Source organism: Curtobacterium flaccumfaciens pv. betae (genome assembly GCF_026241855.1).
GTDB lineage: Bacteria > Actinomycetota > Actinomycetes > Actinomycetales > Microbacteriaceae > Curtobacterium > Curtobacterium flaccumfaciens.
In genome coordinates this window covers 2,190,682-2,210,089 of sequence record NZ_JAPJDC010000001.1, presented here as the reverse complement: position 1 = coordinate 2,210,089, position 19,408 = coordinate 2,190,682, and the positions used below count along the sequence as shown (strand labels likewise).

The 19,408-nt window shown below is 72.8% G+C and carries 15 protein-coding genes; 5 read left to right on the top strand and 10 right to left on the bottom strand.

Annotated features, from left to right (window positions below):
* Positions 1-21 precede the first annotated feature (21 nt).
* Together ORG17_RS18350 and ORG17_RS10380 are read left to right on the top strand one after the other, a co-directional pair.
* Positions 22-1,215 (top strand): sensor histidine kinase, encoded by a 1,194-nt coding sequence (locus tag ORG17_RS18350; protein ID WP_214527377.1) that lies wholly within the window; start codon positions 22-24, stop codon positions 1,213-1,215.
* The gene (locus tag ORG17_RS10380; RefSeq protein ID WP_214527376.1) at positions 1,212-1,868 is read left to right on the top strand and encodes a response regulator transcription factor; all 657 of its coding nucleotides are present in this window, start codon (positions 1,212-1,214) and stop codon (positions 1,866-1,868) included. Before ORG17_RS18350 ends, ORG17_RS10380 begins: the two co-directional genes overlap by 4 nt.
* Positions 1,869-1,949: 81 nt before the next feature.
* Here ORG17_RS10380 and ORG17_RS10375 read toward each other — a convergent pair whose 3' ends face one another.
* From ORG17_RS10375 to ORG17_RS10350, 6 genes are all read right to left on the bottom strand, one after another.
* On the bottom strand, positions 1,950-2,513 hold the full coding sequence (locus tag ORG17_RS10375) for a GlcG/HbpS family heme-binding protein (RefSeq protein ID WP_214527375.1): 564 nt from the start codon (positions 2,511-2,513) through the stop codon (positions 1,950-1,952).
* Between the two features lie 147 nt (positions 2,514-2,660).
* Positions 2,661-3,965, bottom strand: a complete 1,305-nt coding sequence (locus ORG17_RS10370) for an LLM class flavin-dependent oxidoreductase (RefSeq protein WP_214527374.1) — start codon at positions 3,963-3,965, stop codon at positions 2,661-2,663.
* Positions 3,966-5,351 carry an O-acetylhomoserine aminocarboxypropyltransferase/cysteine synthase family protein gene (locus ORG17_RS10365; RefSeq protein WP_214527373.1) on the bottom strand — a complete coding sequence of 462 codons (1,386 nt, stop codon included), beginning with the start codon at positions 5,349-5,351 and terminating at the stop codon, positions 3,966-3,968.
* 90 nt (positions 5,352-5,441) lie between these two features.
* Positions 5,442-6,155, bottom strand: coding sequence for a M50 family metallopeptidase (locus tag ORG17_RS10360; RefSeq protein WP_181440684.1), 714 nt, complete (start codon positions 6,153-6,155; stop codon positions 5,442-5,444).
* A 163-nt stretch (positions 6,156-6,318) separates the two neighbouring features.
* Positions 6,319-8,133 carry a glutamine--fructose-6-phosphate transaminase (isomerizing) gene (gene glmS, locus ORG17_RS10355; RefSeq protein WP_214527372.1) on the bottom strand — a complete coding sequence of 605 codons (1,815 nt, stop codon included), beginning with the start codon at positions 8,131-8,133 and terminating at the stop codon, positions 6,319-6,321.
* A 421-nt stretch (positions 8,134-8,554) separates the two neighbouring features.
* Positions 8,555-11,254, bottom strand: coding sequence for a helix-turn-helix transcriptional regulator (locus tag ORG17_RS10350; protein ID WP_214527371.1), 2,700 nt, complete (start codon positions 11,252-11,254; stop codon positions 8,555-8,557).
* A gap of 525 nt (positions 11,255-11,779) precedes the next feature.
* Here ORG17_RS10350 and ORG17_RS10345 point away from each other — a divergent pair.
* The gene (locus tag ORG17_RS10345) at positions 11,780-13,384 is read left to right on the top strand and encodes an MFS transporter (protein ID WP_250892431.1); all 1,605 of its coding nucleotides are present in this window, start codon (positions 11,780-11,782) and stop codon (positions 13,382-13,384) included.
* Here ORG17_RS10345 and hisN read toward each other — a convergent pair.
* The 4 genes from hisN to aroA form a co-directional block, all read right to left on the bottom strand.
* Positions 13,381-14,169 carry a histidinol-phosphatase gene (gene hisN, locus ORG17_RS10340; protein WP_111056333.1) on the bottom strand — a complete coding sequence of 263 codons (789 nt, stop codon included), beginning with the start codon at positions 14,167-14,169 and terminating at the stop codon, positions 13,381-13,383. The genes ORG17_RS10345 and hisN overlap by 4 nt on opposite strands.
* Before the next feature lie 19 nt (positions 14,170-14,188).
* On the bottom strand, positions 14,189-15,361 hold the full coding sequence (locus tag ORG17_RS10335; protein ID WP_214527370.1) for an ABC-2 transporter permease: 1,173 nt from the start codon (positions 15,359-15,361) through the stop codon (positions 14,189-14,191).
* Positions 15,362-15,775: 414 nt separating this feature from the next.
* A complete protein-coding gene (gene rsgA / locus ORG17_RS10330) occupies positions 15,776-16,822 on the bottom strand; it encodes a ribosome small subunit-dependent GTPase A (protein WP_214527369.1) in 1,047 nt (348 codons plus the stop codon).
* A 3-nt stretch (positions 16,823-16,825) separates the two neighbouring features.
* Positions 16,826-18,211, bottom strand: a complete 1,386-nt coding sequence (aroA, locus tag ORG17_RS10325; protein WP_056068906.1) for a 3-phosphoshikimate 1-carboxyvinyltransferase — start codon at positions 18,209-18,211, stop codon at positions 16,826-16,828.
* An 81-nt stretch (positions 18,212-18,292) separates the two neighbouring features.
* Here aroA and ORG17_RS10320 point away from each other — a divergent pair, with 81 nt between their 5' ends.
* Positions 18,293-19,144, top strand: coding sequence for a sigma-70 family RNA polymerase sigma factor (locus ORG17_RS10320; protein WP_110864006.1), 852 nt, complete (start codon positions 18,293-18,295; stop codon positions 19,142-19,144).
* On the top strand, positions 19,141-19,383 hold the full coding sequence (locus tag ORG17_RS10315) for a zf-HC2 domain-containing protein (protein WP_027465838.1): 243 nt from the start codon (positions 19,141-19,143) through the stop codon (positions 19,381-19,383). The genes ORG17_RS10320 and ORG17_RS10315 overlap by 4 nt, the downstream gene beginning before the upstream one ends.
* The last annotated feature ends 25 nt before the right edge of the window (positions 19,384-19,408 follow it).

The window sequence follows — 19,408 nt, the reverse complement described above, 5'->3', positions numbered from 1 at the left end:
GGGGGTCCGTACCCTGGTGCGGTGCCCCCGGTCCCACCCTCGTCGTCCTGGCGCGGGCTGGGCCGGCGCCTCAGCCGCCGGGCGAGCACCCTCGCCGCCGCAGCCCTGGCGCTCGTCACCGCCGTCGGGACGCTGCGGTACCACCAGTTCCACGCCGGTGAGCCGAACCACGTCGTCGCGGTGACCCTCGGGGTCGCCCTGATCGCAGCGGGCTCGGCCAATGCTGTCGTGCTCCTGGGCCGTCCGGTCCCCGTCGCGGTGCCCCTCGGGCTGACGCTGCTCGCGGTCGTGCTCGTCGTGGTCGCCCCGAGCGCCGCGTGGAGCGTCGTCCCGCTGGTGGTCCTGCTGCAGACGACCGCGCGGCTCGTGCCGGCCACGCTCGCCAGCGCTGCGGCGATCGTCGTCGCAGCGGTCTCGGTGCCCCGTCTGACCGGGAACGACGACCCCGGGCTGCTCGTGGGGTGTCTGCTGTCCGGCGCGGTGTTCCTCGCCGCGATCGTGGTGTCGCGGGTGGCTCTGGACGAGCGGTCGCGAACGGTCCGGCAGCTCGTCGCCACCCGCGCGCGACTCGTTGCCTCCGAGCGGCGGGCCGGTGCACTCGAAGCACGCCAGCACGTCGCCGCTGAGCTGCACGACACGGTGGTGCAGTCGGTGGCGGGCGCACTGTTCCTGACCGAAGCGGCGGAACGGTCCGGGGACGACGCCCTCGCGCAGCAGGCACGCCGTGCACTGCGCAGCGCGGTGGTGGACACCCGCGCGCTGGTCGACGGCCTCGGAGCAGATCACCCGGACGTCGGCGAGTCAGCGAACGGCGCGGCGGACGGGTCGACGGACTCGTTGACGGCCGCCCTCTCCACAGCCGCCGAGCGCGTGGGCGCCCGCTGGTCGGTGGTCGGGGAGCCGCAGACGCTGACACCGATACGTGCAATGGCCCTGTTGCGGAGCGCGCAGGGGGCGCTCGGCAACGCCGAACGGCACGCCGGCGCTGCGTCGATCTCACTGGAGTTCCGGAACCAGGACGACTCGGTCGCAGTCGTCGTCCGCGACGACGGCCGTGGCTTCGACCCGAGCCGGCCGGTCACGCCCGGGCCGACCGGGGGACACGGCCTGACGATGATGCGCCGGCGACTCGAGGCCGTCGGAGGCACGCTCGACATCCGCTCCGGCCCGGACGGTACGGTGCTGCGGGCGACCGTCCCGTTGGAGGAACCATGACCCGCGTCCTGCTCGTCGACGACCACCCGGTGCTACGGTCCGGTGTCGCCGCGATCCTCGGGACCTTCCCCGACATCGACGTCGTCGCCTCGACCGGGGATCCGGAAGCCGTGAGCGCCCTGGTCGCCGAGGCGGCTCCGGACGTCGTCGTGCTCGACCTGGGCCTGGGGACGCGGAACGGTGTCGACCTGATCCCCGGACTGGTGCGGACCACCCGCGTGCTCGTGTTCACGGCCACGGCGACCGACGTGTCGATCATGCGGGCGCTCGATGCCGGGGCGACGGGGTACCTGCTCAAGGACGCGACCGCCGAGGAACTCGCCGCCGCGGTCCGGGCCGCGGCCACCGGGACCGCCGTGTACACGCGGGCCGTGGCGGAACGCATGCTCGACCGTGGTCGCCGACCGGACGAGACCCTGACCCCACGTGAGCTCGACGTGCTCGAACTGCTCGCTGACGGCTCGACGAACCGTCTGATCGCGGGGCGGCTCTTCATGAGCGAGTCGACGGTGAAGACGCACCTGGTGCGGGTGTTCGCGAAGCTCGGTGTCGACGGCCGAGCCGGGGCGGTGGCCGAGGCGACCCGACGGGGCATCATCGCCCTCGACGGCTTGGCGCACCCCGCGCGGTCGCCGGACGGCCCGACGACGTGACGACGGCGGGGCGACCGATGGTCGTCCCGCCGTCGCCGTGACGGACTCAGCGTCGTCGGAGCACGCCCCGACGTCGCCCGGTCACTTCGTGATCGCGTCGAGCCCGGCCTGCGCGTACTCCTGGTCCGTGGCGCCCGACGGGGTGCCGCCGACCCCGATGCCGCCGATGGAGGCCTCGCCCGCCTTGACCGGCACGGCCCCGGCGAGGAACAGCGTGCCGGGCAGGTCCTTCAGCCCGGCGTTGTCGCCCGTGGCGCGCTTCGCGAGTTCGGACGTCGGCGACCCGAAGGCCGCGGCGGTGTACGCCTTCTGCCGCGAGGCACTGATCGTGTGGGACGCGGCGTTCTCGCCGCGCACGAAGGCCTGCAGCTGACCGTTGCGGTCGACGACCGAGACGCTGACGAAGCCCGCGCCGTCCGCCTCTGCAGCGGCGAGGGCGGCCGAGGCCGCCCGCATGGCTTCGGCGGAGCTCAGCCGCTTGGACTCGACGACGGCATCGCCGGTGACGGCGACGGTGCGGGCGTCCGTGGCGGTGCGGACGTCGGCGGTGGCGCTGTTCGACGAGGTGACGGCTGCGCCAGCCGTGATGCCGGTGACGGCGAGGGCTGCGGCGGCAGTGGCGACGAGGGTGCGGGGGAGACGCATGGGGGAGGACCTTCCGTTCGGTGTGGTGGGTCCAGCCTCACGCCGACGGGCGGTGCCACACATCGACCGTCCGGACCGCGGATCCGGACCGAACGGTCGACGGGGCGCCCGTGCCGCCGGACAGCGACGCAGACGCAGCCGCTTCCGCTAGAAGTCGAACAGGTTCGCTCGGATCCCTCCGGCGCCGTACTCCCGTCGCAGGAGCCCACGGCGCCGGAGCACGGGCACCAGGTCGCCGAACATCCGTTGGATCTGCGCCGGGTGCAGGTCGCCCGAGAAGATGATCCCGTCGTTGTCGGCGTCGCTGCCGAGCTCTTCGATGAAGTCCGCGAACTCGTCGGCGGTCCCCACGAACCCCGAGCGTGATGCGATCCGTCCCTGCCGCGCCTTGCGTGCGAGCAGCGCCCGCAGCGGTGCGTCCGGGGTGTCCCCGAGCAGCCCGCGGATCGTGCCGGCCGAGACGTGCTCACCGAAGGTCCCCTCGGGCACCGGGGCGTCCAGGTCGAGCGCGAGCAGGTCGGTCTCCGAGTCACTCGACCACGCGATCGCCGCCGCTCGCAGGGCGTCGTCGGTGGGGTGCTCGGACGCCGCGACGATGCGGTCGGCCTCCTCCGGTGAGGACACGATCACGGGCTTGAGCACGAACAGGATCCGCAGGTCCGCGGCGGACCGCCCTGCGGCCTCGGCTGCCGCGATCACCCGGGCGCGGTAGTCCGTCACCGCGGCGGCGGACAGCGGCGCGAGCGCGAGCTGCACGTCCGAGTGGGTGCCGGCGAACGCGAGCCCTCGGCCCGAGCCACCGGGGGACACGACCACGGGGTCCGACGCCAGCGGCAGGGCGTTGAGCGGACCGTCGGCGGTGAAGTGGGCGCCCTCGTGGTGGAACGCGTCGAGCGCGTCGCCGTCCGCGAAGTGCCACGAGTCCGGTGCGCCGACGTACGCGTCGCCCCACGAGTGCCAGAGCCGGCGGAGCAGGGTGATCCACTCCTCGGCGCGGTCGTATGCCTGGTCGTGCGGCAGCGGCGGCAGGCCGGCGTGGCGTGCGCTGCCGACGTCGGTGACGACGTTGATGCCCAGCCGGTCCGAGGACAGGTGCGCCAGGGTCGCGAACTGCCGTGCCGCCAGGTACGGCGGAGTGATGCCGGCGTTGACGGTCGGCGCGATGCCGATGTGCGAGCTGGCGGCGAACAGGTACGGGGCGAGCAGCAGCGGGTCGTGCTTCGGGCCGCCGTACGCCTGGCGGATGCGCAGGTCCAGGGTCGTGGGGGAGCCGAGCGAGACGGCGTCCTCGGCGATGACCAGGTCCATGCCGGCCTGCTCGAGCGTCCGGACGGACTGCTGGTACAGGTCCGGCTTCGTCCAGTCGTGGCCCCAGTCCCAGTCGGACCGTCCCCAGGCCTGCGGGCCGAAGCCGCGGGAGAAGAAGTACCCGAAGTGCTGCAGCTCGGCCATTCAGCGCTCCTGCCGGTCGAGGGCCGGCCCACCGGCTGCCGTGCGTTGCGCGTCCGACGCTCCACGTGCCTCCAGGCCTGCGGTGGCGTCTGCGGACCGCACCGCGGCGAACCCGCGTTCCAGGTCGCGGAGCAGGTCCGCGACGTCCTCGATGCCGACCGACAGGCGGATCAGGCCGTCGCTGATGCCCTGCTCGGCGCGCTCTTCCGGCGTGCGGCCGGCGTGCGTGGTGGTGGCCGGGTGCAGGATCAGCGAGCGGACGTCGCCCAGGTGGGTCATCCGGCTGAACAGCTGCACGGCGTCGATGAACGCCCGCGCGGCGGCTTCGCCACCGGCGAGCGTGAAGGCGAAGACGGACCCGGCTCCGCGGGGCAGGTAGCGCTGGGCGAGGTCGTGGAACCCACTGGAGGCCAGGCCCGCGTGGTCGACGCTCGTCACCTCCGGCTGCTGGTCCAGCCAGGACGCGACGGCCAGCGCGTTCGCGCAGTGACGTTCCACCCGCAGCGACAGCGTCTCGATGCCCTGGCGGAGCAGGAACGCGTTGAACGGGGACGGCGCCGGGCCGATGCGTGCGGCGACGACGTCGCGGGCGAACACGGCGAACGCCCGGTTGCCGTACCGCTCGGCGTAGCTCTCGCCGCCGAGGGACCGCTCGGGGCTGGTCAGGTGCGTCCAGCGCTCGGGGGCGGCGGTCCAGTCGAACCGGCCGCCGTCCACGACCACGCCGCCGAGTCCGGCTCCGTGGCCGGACAGGAACTTCGACGCCGAGTGCACGACGATGTCCGCGCCGTGCTCGACCGGGCGCACCAGGTACGGCGTGGCGAGGGTGTTGTCGACGATCAGCGGGACGCCGGCGCGGTGTGCGGTCTCGGCGACGCCGGTGATGTCGAGGACGTCGTTCTTCGGGTTCGGGATCGTCTCGGCGAAGAACGCCTTCGTGTTCGGTCGCACCGCGGCGGCCCAGGCATCGAGGTCGCGGGCGTCGGTGACGAAGTCGACCTCGATGCCGAGCCGGCCGAGGTTCTGCAGCAGCAGGCCGCGCGTGCCCTCGTAGATGCTCCGGGCGCTGACGACGTGGTCGCCGGCCTGCAGCAGGCCGAGGAACGCCACGGTCGCCGCCGCCTGACCGCTGCCGACCAGGATCGCCTGGACACCGCGTTCGAGCAGCGCCACGCGACGCTCGACGTCGGCGTTCGTGGGGTTGCCGAGGCGCGTGTAGGTGTAGCCGTCGTCGGTGTCGGCGAAGCGGTCGCGGGCCTGGTCGAAGTCGTCGAACAGGAACCCGGAGGACATGTGGATCGCGGGGATCCGGGCGCCGTGCCCGGCGTCGGGCACGAAGCCGCCGTGTACCTGCTCGGTCGCGAAGCCGTGGTCGTCGGTCGCCATGGGACACCTCCGGGGGTCGTCTGGCGGTAGCCTCGCAGCCCCTCGGCGCGGACAGGCGATTGCGGCCCCCGGTTACGTGGCCGCGACCCCTCAGACGAGCGCGCGGACCCCGGTGACGACGGTGTCCCAGACCTGGAGCAGCGGCTCGCGCGCCAGCCACACGGCGACGGCGTTCACGGCGACGAACAGCACGAACCACAGGGACGCCGGCACCCGCATCTCGGCCGCGGCGATGTGGAAGTCGGTCTGCACCCGTGCGCCGGTGACCAGCCAGCGGCCGACCTGCACCACCGAGCGCAGGCCGTCGACGACGAAGAAGGCCCCGACGGCGGCGACCACCAGGACGGTCGCCTCGGACGGGCGGACGGCCACCCACAGGGCGAGGGCGTCGAAGCCGAGCACGACGAGCAGGCCGAACCAGTTCCGGACGAACGCCAGCGCGACGAGCCCGATGACCGCGAGCACCACCACGGGCAGCCAGCGGGAGCCGTGCAGCACCCCGGTCACCAGGAGCACCCCCGCCCAGAGGGGTGCGCTGTACCCGGCGTACAGGTTCAGGATCCGGACGAGCCACCGGATGCCGCCGGGCACCCGGCCGAGCTGGACCCAGGCCTCGCCGGACCCGTCCGGGTGCAGCTCGATCCGCTGGATCCGCCCGCCGAACGGCACGACGACGATCGCGTGCCCGACCTCGTGCGCGATGGTCGCGGCGATGCGGGCCACCCGGCCGACGAACGGCACGAACGGCAGGACGGCGCCGACGAGGAGCGCGACGAAGACGAGGGGCGGGGCTGCGGTGGTCAAGTGACCAGCATCGCAGCCCCGCCCAGGAAGACCCTGCGGGACCGGCGTCAGGGGAGCACGGGCGTCGTCAGCACCACCGTGACCAGGACCACGGTGCCGGTGATCGCCAGGGCTGTGAGGACGGCGAGGAACACCGTCAGGCGGTTCACGCGTCGGCGCCCGGCTATTCGACCGTCACCGACTTCGCGAGGTTCCGGGGTTTGTCGACGTCGCACCCGAGCTGCAGGGCCAGTTCCCGCGCGAGCATCTGCAGCGGCACGACGGCCTCGAGCGGACCCCACGGCGCGGTCATCGCACCCCAGGCCAGGTCCCCGGTGCCACGGCGGCCGAGCGCGGGGATGTCCGCCGACTCGCCGCCGATCGTGATGACGAAGCCACCGCGGGCCCGGACCTCGGCGATCGCCGACTGGATCTTCGGCTCACCGTGGTCGATGACGACCACCGGGGTGCCGTCGTCCACCAGCGCGAGCGGCCCGTGCTTGAGTTCGCCGGCGGGGTACGCCTCGGCCCAGCGGTAGCTGAGCTCCTTGAGCTTCAGGGCGCCCTCGGCGGCGTACGGCAGTCCGGCACCGCGGCCGAGGAACAGGAAGCCCGTCGCCTCCTTGACGCTCGACACCAGCAGCGGCATCCGCTCGGCGGACACCCGCGCGGCGTGCTCGATCCGTGCCGGCAGGTCGAGCAGCTCGTCGACGAGCACCTGCGCGCGCGACGGTTCGATACGGCCGGAGGCCACCATCGCGGAGATCATCGCCGCGACGCCGACGACGACCTGCGCCGTGAACGTCTTCGTGGCGGCGACGCCGATCTCCGGGCCGGCGTGGCAGTCGAGCACGGCGTCGGCCCGTCGGGCGAGCGAGGAGTGCATGTTGTTGGTCAGCGCGAGCACCGGGTGGCGGTCCTCGAACCGGTTCAGGGCGCGGAGTACGTCGGCGGTCTCACCGGACTGGCTGATCGCGACGACCAGGGTGCCCGGACCGAGGACGGCCTGGTCGGCCTCGCTCGCGACGACGATGTCGGTCGGCACACCACCGATCCCGCGCAGTGCGGTCGCGATCACCTGGCCCGCGTTCAGCGACGTGCCGCACGCGACGATCGCCAGCCGGTGGAAGCCGGCCAGGCCGAGGCCCACCCACATGCTGCCGTCGGCGGTGCGGCGGGTCACCCGGTCCAGGATCGTCGCGACGACGTCGGCCTGCTCGTCGATCTCCTTCGCCATGTGGTCGGTGTGGTCGCCGAGGTCGAGTGCGGCGGCGGCGAACGGGGACGGCGTGGGGAACGGCACGGGAACCGTGATGCCGTCGGACGACCAGGTCCAGGCCTCACCGAGCTCGACGACGTCGCCGTCGCGCAGCGCCACGAACGTCTCGCACCACTCGGCGATCGCGCCGATGTCGCTCGCCACGAAGTCGCCGCGGCCGGAGCGGGCGACGACGAGCGGCGAACGGTCCGCCGCCACGACCATGCGGCCGTCCCGGGCGTCCAGGACCACGATCGCCCACGAGCCCTCGAGCTGCGCCGTCGCGATCTGCACCGCGAGCATCAGGTCCGGGTCGACCGCCAACGCCCGCTCGACCAGGTGCGCGATGACCTCGGAGTCGACGTCGGACCGGAAGCGGTGGCCCTGCGCCTCGAGCGTCTGGCGCAGCCGGTCCGCGTTCTCGACGATGCCGTTGTGCACGATCGAGATCCGGCCGGTGCAGTCGGCGTGCGGGTGCGCGTTCGCCTCGCGCACGGCACCGTGCGTGGCCCAGCGGGTGTGGCCGATGCCGACGCCGGTGAGCGCGTCACCGGAGCGTGCAGCGACGAGGGTGCGCAGGTCGCCGACGCGGGAGACCGAGCGGATCGTCTCGGTACGGCCGCCAGCCGTCCGGACGGCGATGCCGGCGGAGTCGTACCCGCGGTACTCGAGTCGTTCGAGTCCGTCGAGCAGGTAGGGGGTCGCGTCGTCAGACACGCGGGCCGCGATGATGCCGCACATCGGCTGTCCCTTCGGGGGAACGAGGGTGGGTGGAACGGGGAGGTGGGACTGGTGCGGCACCGACCGCCGTCGGGTCTGCCGCGCGTCCGGGGCCTCCCGGCCCGGGAACCGACGCCCGTCCTCGGATCAGGCGAGGACGGACGTCGGTGTCGTTGGGCCGAGGGGTTCGGGTACCGGACGGGGTACCGCGGGCTGGCCCCCGGGGGAGGGGCACGGCGGTCGGTGCAGGAGAAGCCTCACCCGCCGCCGACCACACGGCAACACCCGTCGGACGCTCTTGCGGTTCCCCGCGTGCGGGGGCACACCGCGCTGCGGTCGCGTGCGGACTCCCGCAACCGCCGTCGCACCAAGCGAGGGACGACGGACGGGAGGCCCGGTACCAGCTGGTACCGGGCCTCCCGTCCGTCCTGTTGTGCGTCTCCTACGTGAGGAGCGCGACCAGGTGCGATCGCGACCGCGCGCCGACCTTGCGGTAGATCTGCGTGAGCCGCAGCTCCACCGTGCGCTGCGACATGAACAGCGACGAGGCGATCTCGCGGTTGCGGTACCCCTCGGTGACCTTCTGCACCACCGCACGCTCCTCGGCGGTCAGTGACGTGAGCACCGCCGACGCGTCGGGGGCGCTGCGCGGGGTCCCCGGGAACGCCGGCGAGAGCACGGGTCCGGACCGGATCGACGACGAGCCCGTGCCGAACTGCGGCATCGCCGCAGCCGGCGCCGGCGTCACCAGCGGTCGACGCAGGCCGGCCGCCTCGTACGCCGCTGCGGCCGCCGCACCGAGGCGCGGACGCTCGGCCGGGTTGCCGACCGCGGCGAGCGCCGCGAACGTGCGAGCCCGCTCGTACTGCGAGTCGTGCGGCTGGAACAGCTCCAGCGCACGGCGACGAGCCGTCTCGCGGGTGGTGTCGTCGGCGACGAGCGCGAGGCTCCGCGCCAGCACGAGGGCACCCCAGCGCCCGGGACGGGCATGGTGGTCAGCCGCCAGGCGGGCCGTGATCGTCCGCGCGTCGTCGGTCCGTCCGAGACGCACGTACGCCTCGACCAGGTCGCCGAGGTGCCGGAGCACCGCGGGGTTCCGGAGCGACCGACCGATGGCGTCGGCGGCCTCGAGTGCGGTGGCTGCCTCGTCGAGGCGGCCGTCGAGCAGCAGGACCTTGCCGCGGAGCGCGTGCAGCTTCGCCGTCGCACCCCAGAGCCGACTCGTCGATCGGTGCTCGAGGCACCGGTCCACGACGTCGAGCGCCTCGGCGGAACGGCCCTCGGCGAAGTGCCGCCACGCGACGGCGATCGCCCGGGAGGGCTCACGCAACCGCTCGGCGACGGACGAACCGGACTCCCACACGTCGATCGCGCGGAGCGCCTGCCGGAAGTTGCCGGAGCGCACCTCGTTCTCGGACGTCAGGTAGCGGGCCGCCTCGGTCCACACCGCCGCGGTCTCCTGCCCCCGGGCGAGCACGAGTGCGAACACCCGTCGCGCGCTCCGGTAGCGCTCGCCGATGCTCAGCGCGTGGGCGAGGAGCAGCAGGGCCGGGTCCGACATCGCCACGAGCTCCGACGTCGCGAGCCCGTCGTGCAGCTCGGTGTCGGGCGGCAGCACGCCGTCCACGGCGGCGATGAGCTCCCGCGCGGTCGTCGCGATCTCGAGGGTGTGCGCGGACGCCGACCCCTCGAGCGGTTCGATCCGGTGCAGCAGGTCCTTGGCCTGGTCGAGCTCCCACGCCTCGGCACGGAAGCACGCCACCATGGCCATCAGCCCGGCGACGGCGTCCACCTCGGCCGGGTCGGTCGCGTCGACGGGGACGAGCAGCTCGTCCGCGTGCACGGCGTCACCGCTGAGGTACTCGGCCGAGTACTGCAGCCGGAGCCGGCGGACCTCGTTCGGCGTCGTCCGGAACGGACGGAGCGCCGCGAGGTACCGCGCAGCGAAGCCGAGCAGGCGCTTGCCGAGCATGGCCTCCGCGACCCCGAGGAGCGCGACGTGCTCGTCCTCGGTCCCGCCGCCGATGTGCAGGGCACGTTCGGTCAGCGCGATCGCGGCGTGCACGTTGCCGTCCACGACGTACGACCGTGCGGCCTGGAGCAGCGCGACCACGTCGGGGACGTCGTCGACGAAGCTCCGGTGCCACGCGGCCGACCGCGGGTCGGTCTCCGCGCTCGCCGTGGCCAGCTCGGCGTGTGCCGCACGACGGTCACGGGCGGGCATCCGCCAGTAGAGCGCGGAACGGACCAACGGGTGCCGGACGGTGACGCTCTGCCCGCGGACGGTCGCGAGACCGGCCCCGACCAGGTCGTCCAGCTCGTCGCGGTCCCACGCCGTGGTCTTCGCGACGGGCACCAGGGCGAGCTTCGCGAGGACGTCCAGATCGCGTCCCGCGGCGGGCCCGAGTGCGAGCGCCGCGATGGCCTCGGTCGTCGGAGTGGGTCGGAGCGGGAGCACGATCGGCTCCGCGCCGGTGAGCTGCTCCCGGGTGAGCACCGCGAGCTGTTCACGGAGCGCGCCCGGGTTGCCACCGGTCTCCTCGGCGAGGACGGCGAGGACGCCGTCGTTCGCCTCGGCCGGTGCCATGGCCCGGGCGAGGACCAGGGCCTCGTCCGCCGGCAGCGGTTCGATGCGCAGGATCGGCAGGGCCGCGAGCGGACCGTCCGACGGCACCGAACGGACCGTCGCCACGACGCGCAGGGCGGTGCCCGCGAGTCGTCCGGCGAGGAACGCGATGAGCTCCTGGCTCTCCGTGTCCATCCGGTCGAGGTCGTCGATGAGGACGAGCGTCGGCGGGAGGGTCAGGGCGTGCACGGCGTCGAGGAAGTCGTGCGCCGCCGCCAGCCCGGCCGTCACGGCCGCTGCGGTCCCGCCGGCCTGCAGCAGGTGGGCGATGTGTGCGGTCGCTCGGGGGTCGTCGAGCGCGGTGAACAGGGAGGTCACCCCGGCCAGCGGCCAGCGGGATTCACTCCCGTTGACACCGACCCGGACGACGGGGAGGGAAACGCGGTTCGAGACCGCGTCGAGGACGCTGCTACGTCCGGAACCAGGGTCGCCGACCACGACCATCGCGGACTCCCGTGGGAGCACTGCGAGGGTCGCGATCCGGTCGACCTCGAGACGTCGACCGGTGAGTGCCATGACTCACCGGCCTCCGGGTCCGGAGGCGGATGCTGCGAGGAGGGCGTCGGCGAACACGGGGGTCGCTGCGACGGGGCGCACGGAGGCGGACCGGACTGCTGCACGGCGGGTGACCGTGGCGGAGTGCAGACGAGCGGCGGCGACTGAGCGCGCGCCGGAACTGTCGTGGATTGGATGCGGTCGACGAGTGTGGGTGCACTCGGTTCCGCTCGGGAACGATGATGTCATCGTCTGTATCACCCCTCGGGTTAGGGTCTTCGGACGAACACGACCGGTCTGTTCCGCCGTCCGGATCTAGGGAATCCGAGAGCATCACGTGACCTGCCGTCTGGAGCACGATAACTCAGGTACCGGCTCGCCGAGCGGACTCCGGTGAGCAGATGTCCAGAACGGTGCCCCCAGTACGGGGGGCCACGAGGGGGGTGTGGCACCCGCCCTCTGCACCCCGATCCGGGTCCGCCGGACGGAACCGGGGTACAGGTCTGTCCGGACCTCGTTCGTCGTCGCAGGTGTAGCACGGACGGGATGTCCAACGCCGAACCGACCGACGCCCGCCTCGATGACCGCACCCGGTGGCGGGCCTTCGCCGTCTGCGTGGCGGTCGCGGCCCTGACGATCCTCGACCTGTCCAAGGTGAACGTCGGGCTGCCCTCGATCGAGCAGTCCCTCGGGGCCACCAGCTCGTCGCTCCAGCTCATCGTGGCGGGGTACGCGCTGGCGTTCGGCCTCGCCCTCGTGCCCGCCGGTCGGCTCGGCGACCTGAAGAGCCGGCGCGTCATGTTCATCGTGGGCCTCAGCGCGTTCACCGGATCGAGCCTGCTGTGCGCCGTCGCACCGAACATCGAGGTGCTGATCGTCACCCGGATCCTGCAGGGCTTCGCCGCCGGGATCCAGATGCCCCAGGTCATCGGACTGGTGCAGCAGCTGTTCCGCGGACCGGAGCGGGGCCGCGCGTTCGGGCTGTTCGGGGCGATGATCGGCATCTCCACCGCCCTCGGGCCGACCATCGGCGGTGGCCTCATCGCGATCGGCGGTGAGGAGTCCGGCTGGCGGCTGCTGTTCTGGATGAACGTGCCCCTCGGGATCGCCGCACTGCTCTTCGCCGTCCGCTTGCTGCCGAAGGGTGCCCAGGGGAAGGCGCAGGACCGCGAACTGGACGTCGTCGGCATCCTGCTGCTCGGTGCCGCCATCATCACCCTGATGCTGCCGTTCGTGCTGACCAGTGGCGGCGGTGGTTCCGCGAGCCGCTGGTTCTGGCTCGTCGGCTTCGCGGTGTTCCTCGTGCTGTTCGTGCTCTGGGAGCAGCGGTTCAAGCGGCAGGGCAAGTCGCCCGTGGTGCACTTCGAGCTGTTCCGGCTGTCGTCGTACCGCAACGGGTTGTCGATCGTGGCCGTCTACTTCGCGGCGCTGCCGGCGTCGTTCCTCATGGTCACGCTGTACCTGCAGGAGGGCCTCGGGCTGTCGCCGTTGTTCGCCGGCATGGTGAGCATCCCCTTCGCCGCGACGAGTGCCGTGGGCTCCTACATCGGCGGACGGATCGTGGACCGGGTCGGGCGGGCGTTGGTGGTCGCCGGGCTCGGGATGGTCGTCGTCGGCTTCCTGCTGCTCATGGTCGCCGCCGTCGCCACCCCGCCGGAGGTCACGCCGTGGGCGATGGCCGGCGCGTTCCTGGTGGGCGGACTCGGTGGCGGGTTCGTGGTGTCGCCGAACCAGACCCTGACCCTGGCCGAGATCCCCGTCGAGCAGTCCGGGGTGGCGGGGTCGATGCAACAGCTCGGCCAGCGCGTCGGCACGGCGATCGGCACCGCGGTCGCGACCAGCATCTTCTACGGGATCGTGCGGAGCGAGGCGGCGGGGTCGGGATCCGGCGGGTCAGGCGGGCGTCTCGACGCGTACCACGACGCGTTCCGCAGCGGCACGACGTTCACGGTGTCGCTGATGGCGCTGGCGCTCGTGCTGGCCGGTGCGGACCTGGTGGCGCGTCGGCGGGCGGCGCGGCGGTCCGGGGAGTCCGAGCACCCTGGCGCGGCTGCGGGGTCCGCCGAGCAGACCGAGGCGTCGGGGTCCGCCGAGCAGACCGAGGCGTCGGGGTCCGCCGAGCGGGGTGGTCGGCGCGCCGACCGGTCTTAGGAGTCGCGGCGGATGACCTCGACCACGGCATCGTGCACCAGGCCGTTCGAGGCGAGGGCGCTGCCGTGCCACGGCCCGGGGTCGCCGTCGAGCGAGGTGAAGCGACCGCCGGCCTCTTCGACGATGGGGACGAGGGCCGCGATGTCCCACGGCTTCAGGTCCGGTTCGCCGGCGACGTCGAGGACGCCCTCGGCCACCATCATGTACGACCACATGTCGCCGTAGGCCCGGGTGCGCCAGACCCGGCGCGACAGGTCGACGAGCGGCTCGAGGCGGTCGTCGTCGTCCCACTGCTGGATGCTGTTGTAGCTCAGGCTCGCGTCGGCGAGCTCGGACACCCCGGAGACCCGGAGTGGTCCGTCCAGCGAGAACGCTCCGGAGCCCTCGGCCGCCCACCAGCGCTTGCCGAGGGCGGGCGCACTGACGACGCCGAGCACCGGGCGGCCGTCGACCGCGAGCGCGATGAGGGTCGCCCACACCGGTACGCCGCGCAGGTAGTTGGCGGTGCCGTCGATCGGGTCGACCACCCACTGGCGGTGCCCTTCGCTGACGGCCTCGGCCCCGGTGTCCGCCGTCGTCTCCTCGCCGAGGAACGCGTCGTCCGGTCGCTCGGCGGCGAGCCGCTCGCGCAGGGCCCGTTCGACGGCCTGGTCGGCGTCGGTGACGTGCGTGCTGTCGGCCTTCTTCGTCACGTGCAGGTCGGCGGCACGGAAGCGCTCGAGGCTGATCGCGTCGGCGGTGTCGGCGAGGGAGCGGGCGAAGTCCAGGTCGGCGCTGAGGTCCACGTCGCCCAACCTACCGTCGCTACGCGGCGACGACCTCTTCTTCCTCGAGCCGGGTGACCTCGCGCTCGCGGGCGATGCGGGTCCGGCGGGCGACGAGTCCGTGCACGACGACGCAGAGCAGGAGCGCGGCGGCCAGCCAGAGGGCGAGCACGAGCGACGACCGGCCGAGGGAGGCGTCCGGGAAGTACTGCAGGTCCTGTGCGGCCTGCAGCCATGCGGCACCGCTCCAGAAGGTGTGCAGGGCGGCGAAGAACCCGGGCTGGAACGCCGGCTGGAAGATCCCGCCGGACGACGTGAAGTTCAGCATCACGAACAGCATCGTGAGGATCGGGGTGGTCCACCGGCCGAGCACGGGGTGCAGCCCGACGCCGAGCGCGACGATGATCGCGTCGTAGAGCCAGGCGAACAGGAACACCTGCCAGTGGTGGGTGGTGATGACGCCGTAGATCGGTCCGGCGACGATCACGCCGATGCCGGCGACGACCCCCGCGGTGGCGAGCCCGATGACCGCGGTCCACACGGCACGGAGCTTCGTCGCGACCGAGGCCACGGCGATCGCGGACGCGTACCCGCCGACGCTCAGGGCCACGAGCAGGAAGAACAGCCCCTGGCCGGTGGTGTCCTGGTCGCCCGTGGGTACGACGTCGACGACCCGGAACGGCACGTGCTGGTCGTAGGCGATCGGCAGGAAGACCTTCTGCGCGGCGCTCGCGGTCGTCTCCGACGCGGCGGTCGAGACGTAGAGCGTGGCACCCGTCGCCGTCGGCGCGTACACGGCGGCGAGGTCGCGGTCGCGCACCTGCTGCTCGGCCGCCTTCGTCGAGGCGACGACGTGGGCCACGAGGGCCCCGTCGGACTGGTCGGTCACGGTCTGGGCGAACACCTGGGTGGCCGCACCCTGGCCGACGATGCCGACGGGCAGTTCCTGCGGCGCCGGGGCGTGGAAGGCACCGAGGTAGGCCAGGCCCATGCCGGCGGCCAGGAACAGCGGCACGAGGATGTGCGAGGCGAACGTCAGCAGCACACGACCGAGGCCGGCGGGGCGCAGGACGCTGTCGGACCGCTGCGGCTTCGGGGCTCGTGGGGACTTGTGGGTGGGGGAGTGGTGCGCGTGCGACGTCGTCGTCGTGCTCGGGGACGGGGCGTCGACAGCGGGGGTCGGCGCAAAGTTGTACTTTGCAACGTCAGACACGACCGCAACTGTACAACCCCGATGCGCGCTTGTCGACGCCGGCTCGGTGTCGAGGCGTCGTCCGGTGCGAGGTTGTGCACTCGGTGCGAGGCGCGCGAGCCCGCACGGGGTGCACAACCTCGCACCGTTCGTGCGCCCCTCGCACGGTGCGAGGTCTGCACGGTGCGAGGGGCGCGGAGACCGGGCGCCGGTGCGAGGGGTGCGGGAACCGGAGTGGTCACGACTCACCGCGCGCTGGCGCTCGAGTGGTCACGAACTGTCGGGTACCGCGTCGCCAGTCGACAGTTCGTGACCGCTCGACGCACACACCGCGGGGTGTCGTGACCAGCCGCCGACCAGCCGCCGACCAGCCGCCGACCGGCGCCGACCAGCCGCCGGCCAGCGCCGGCCAGCGCCAGCCAGCACCCCCGCGCGCTACTCGGAACCGGGGTCGGACGCACCCATCCCGGTCAGCAGCGCCCGGAACGAGTCGAGCCGCTCGACGCCGGTCGGCCCCAGCTCCCCGTCCTGCACCCGGTCGACGATCTCCCAGTCGTGCGCCTGCGCCAGCGGGATGCCGTCCCGCGCGGGCAGCACCGGCACGGCGTGCGACGCGAACGCCCGGAACACGTTCGCGGGGTCGACATGCCCCAGGCCGAACGACCGCACACCCGGCGTGTCGATGATCCACCCGCCGTCGCGAACCCGCAGTGCGATCGACGACGACGACGTGTGCCGCCCGCGACCCGTCACGGAGTTCACGACGCCGATCGCGCGCGTCGACCCGGTCAGGGCGTTCACCAGGGTCGACTTGCCCACACCGGAGTGCCCGACGGTCACGGTCACCTTGTCGTCGAGCAGTTCGTGCAGGGCCTCGAAGGGGACGTCGTCCGACCGACTCGTCACGATCCGCAGATCGAGGCACGCGAAGTGCGCCAGGAACGCAGCGGGGTCGGCGAGGTCGGTCTTCGTGATGCAGAGGATCGGGTCGAGGCCGGCGTCGAACGCGGCCACCAGGTACCGGTCGATCAGGCGGGTGCGCGGCTCGGGGTCGGCGGCGGCCACCACGATGAGCATCTGGTCGGCGTTCGCCACGATGACGCGCTCGACCTCGTCGGAGTCGTCGGCACTCCGCCGCAGCAGTGTGGTGCGCTCGGCGACCTTCACGATGCGTGCCAGCGAGCCCGGGTCGCCGGAGACGTCCCCGACGAGCGACACTTGGTCGCCCGTGACGACGGACTTCTTGCCGAGCTCGCGGGCCTTCGTCGCCGTGATGACGTGGTCGTCGATCAGCACGCCGAACCGCCCGCGGTCGACGTTCGTCACCCAGCCGACGGGGGCGTCGTCGTACGTCGGACGGGTCTTCGTGCGCGGTCGGTTGCCCTTCGGGTTCGGGCGCACCCGCACGCTCGACTCGTCGTACTGCCCGTACGGCTCGTCCCCGTCGGAGTCGTCACCGTCGGTGTCGTCCCACCAACTCATGCGTCAGTCCCCACTCACCGGTGCAGCGGCCACCGAGGACGCCACGAGCGCCGCCCACAGCTCCGGGAACTGCGGCAGCGTCTTCGCGGTCGACCCGATGTCGTCGACGGCGACGCCGTCGACGACGAGGCCCACGATCGCCCCGGCGGTCGCCATCCGGTGGTCGTCGTACGCGCCCCAGGCGCTGCCGTGGAGCGGCGCCGGCTCGATCCGCAGGCCGTCGTCGAGTTCGTGCACCGCGCCTCCAGACCGGTTGAGGTCCGCCGCCAGCGCGGCCAGGCGGTCCGTCTCGTGCCCCCGCAGGTGACCGATGCCGGTGATCTCGCTCGGGCCGTCCGCCAGCGCGGCCAGCGCGACGAGCGCCGGGGCGAGTTCGCCGCCGCGGCTCAGGTCGAGTTCGAGACCCGGCAAGGAGGCCCCACCCCGGATCCCGACGCCGCCGTCGACGACCAGGTCGTCACCGTCACGTGCCACGCTCGCCCCCCACAGGGGCAGGAGCGTCTCGAGATCGGCACCGACCTGCGTCGTCTCGGTGGGCCAGGTGCGGATGCGCACCGTGCCGCCGGCGACGAGCGCGGCGACGGCGAACGGCGCCGCGTTCGACAGGTCGGGCTCGATCGTGACGTCGCGGGCGCCGATCGGGCCCGGGTGCACGACCCACTCGCCGACCGACGGCTCGTCGACGCGGACGCCGCGGGCACGGAGCGCCGCGACGGTCATCTCGATGTGCGGCATGCTCGGCAGGCGTTCGCCCACGTGGGTGAGGTGCAGGCCCTCGTCGAAGCGGGGTGCTGACAGCAGCAGCCCGGAGACGAACTGCGAGGACGCCGAGGCGTCGATCGTCAGGGCCCCACCGCGGACCGAGCCCGTTCCGGTGAACGAGAACGGCATCGAACCGCCGCCGTCGTCCGTGACGTCGACACCGAGGTCCACCAGTCCCTGCACGATGGCGTGCATCGGTCGCTTGCGGGCGTAGGGGTCGCCGTCGACCGTGACGGGTCCGACGGCCAGGGCGGCGAGCGGTGGCAGGAAGCGCATCACGGTGCCGGCCAGCCCGCAGTCCAGGCGGACGTCGCCGTGCATCGGGGCGGGCGTGATCCGGAGGTCCGGGCCGTAGGGGTTCGGGGCGGTGCCGGCCGCCGGCTCGAGCTCCTCGATGCCGACGCCGAGCGCACGGAGGCCCGCGATCATCAGCGCCGAGTCACGGGAGTGCAGCGGGAGCCGGATCGTCGAGGGGCCGTCCGCGAGGGCCGCGAGCACGAGCTCCCGGTTCGTCAGCGACTTCGACCCGGGCAGCGCGACGTCGCCGCGCAGCGGACCCCCTGCGACCGGGGCGATCCAGGGGTCGGCGGGCTGGGCCCCGCTGTGGGAATGCGTCGTGTCTGCCATCGGTTCACCAGGGTACTGAACGCACCGGGAGGATCAGTGGCGACAGCAACACTCGCACGAGAGCGGACCGGCACGGCAACCGTGCTGACCGCGGTGCCGACGACGCTCGGCACGCTCGGCCTAGACTTGGCGGCGATGACGACCGACGAACCGCAGGCAGCTCCGCACCACCTGGTCGACGAGACCGAGGTGCAGCTCGACGCCGTCGAAGAGGAGCACGAAGCCCTCGACGACGCCGCAGACGAGCCGGTGGATGCGAAGACCGTCTCCGAGGGGGAGCTGCGGTCCCTGTTCGAGGACCAGGCGCTGCCCTTCATGGACCAGCTCTACGGTGCGGCCATGCGGATGACCCGCAACCCGGCCGACGCGTCGGACCTGGTGCAGGAGACGTTCGTCAAGGCCTTCGCCGCGTTCCGCCAGTTCAAGCAGGGCACGAACCTGAAGGCCTGGCTGTACCGGATCCTCACGAACACGTTCATCAACACGTACCGCAAGAACCAGCGGAACCCGTACCAGGGCACCATCGACGAGCTCGAGGACTGGCAGCTCGGCGGCGCGGAGAGCGTCACCCAGTCGATCTCCGCCCGGTCCGCCGAGGCCGACGCGATCGACCACCTGCCGTCCTCCGCCGTGAAGGACGCACTGCAGGCCATCCCGGAGGACTTCCGGATGGCCGTGTACTTCGCCGATGTCGAAGGCTTCTCGTACCAGGAGATCGCCGACATCATGAAGACCCCAGTGGGGACGGTCATGAGCCGCCTCCACCGTGGCCGCCGGCTCCTCCGTGGGCTCCTGGCGGACCACGCCCGTGAGACCGGCATCGTCCCGGACGCAGCGTCGACGGCGACGATGCGTGGACGGGGACGAGGCGCGGCACAGACGACGAAGGCAACCGCGGCCACGGGTCGCACCGGACGGAAGGACGCACGATGAGCGGCTGCGACTGCTCGAAGGCGAAGGCCGAGCTCGAGGAGTTCCTGCACGACGAGCTCCGCCACGAGGACGCCGCGGACATCCGCGAGCACATGGACGGCTGCGAGGACTGCCAGACCGAGCACCGCGTCGGCGTCGTGCTCATGGAGACCGTCCGTCGCGCCTGCAAGGAGACCGCTCCCGACCAGCTGCGCAGCGAGATCCTCGCGCGCATCCGGGTGGAGCAGGCGACGCACTGACAGCACGGCTCCGTCGAACGGCCGG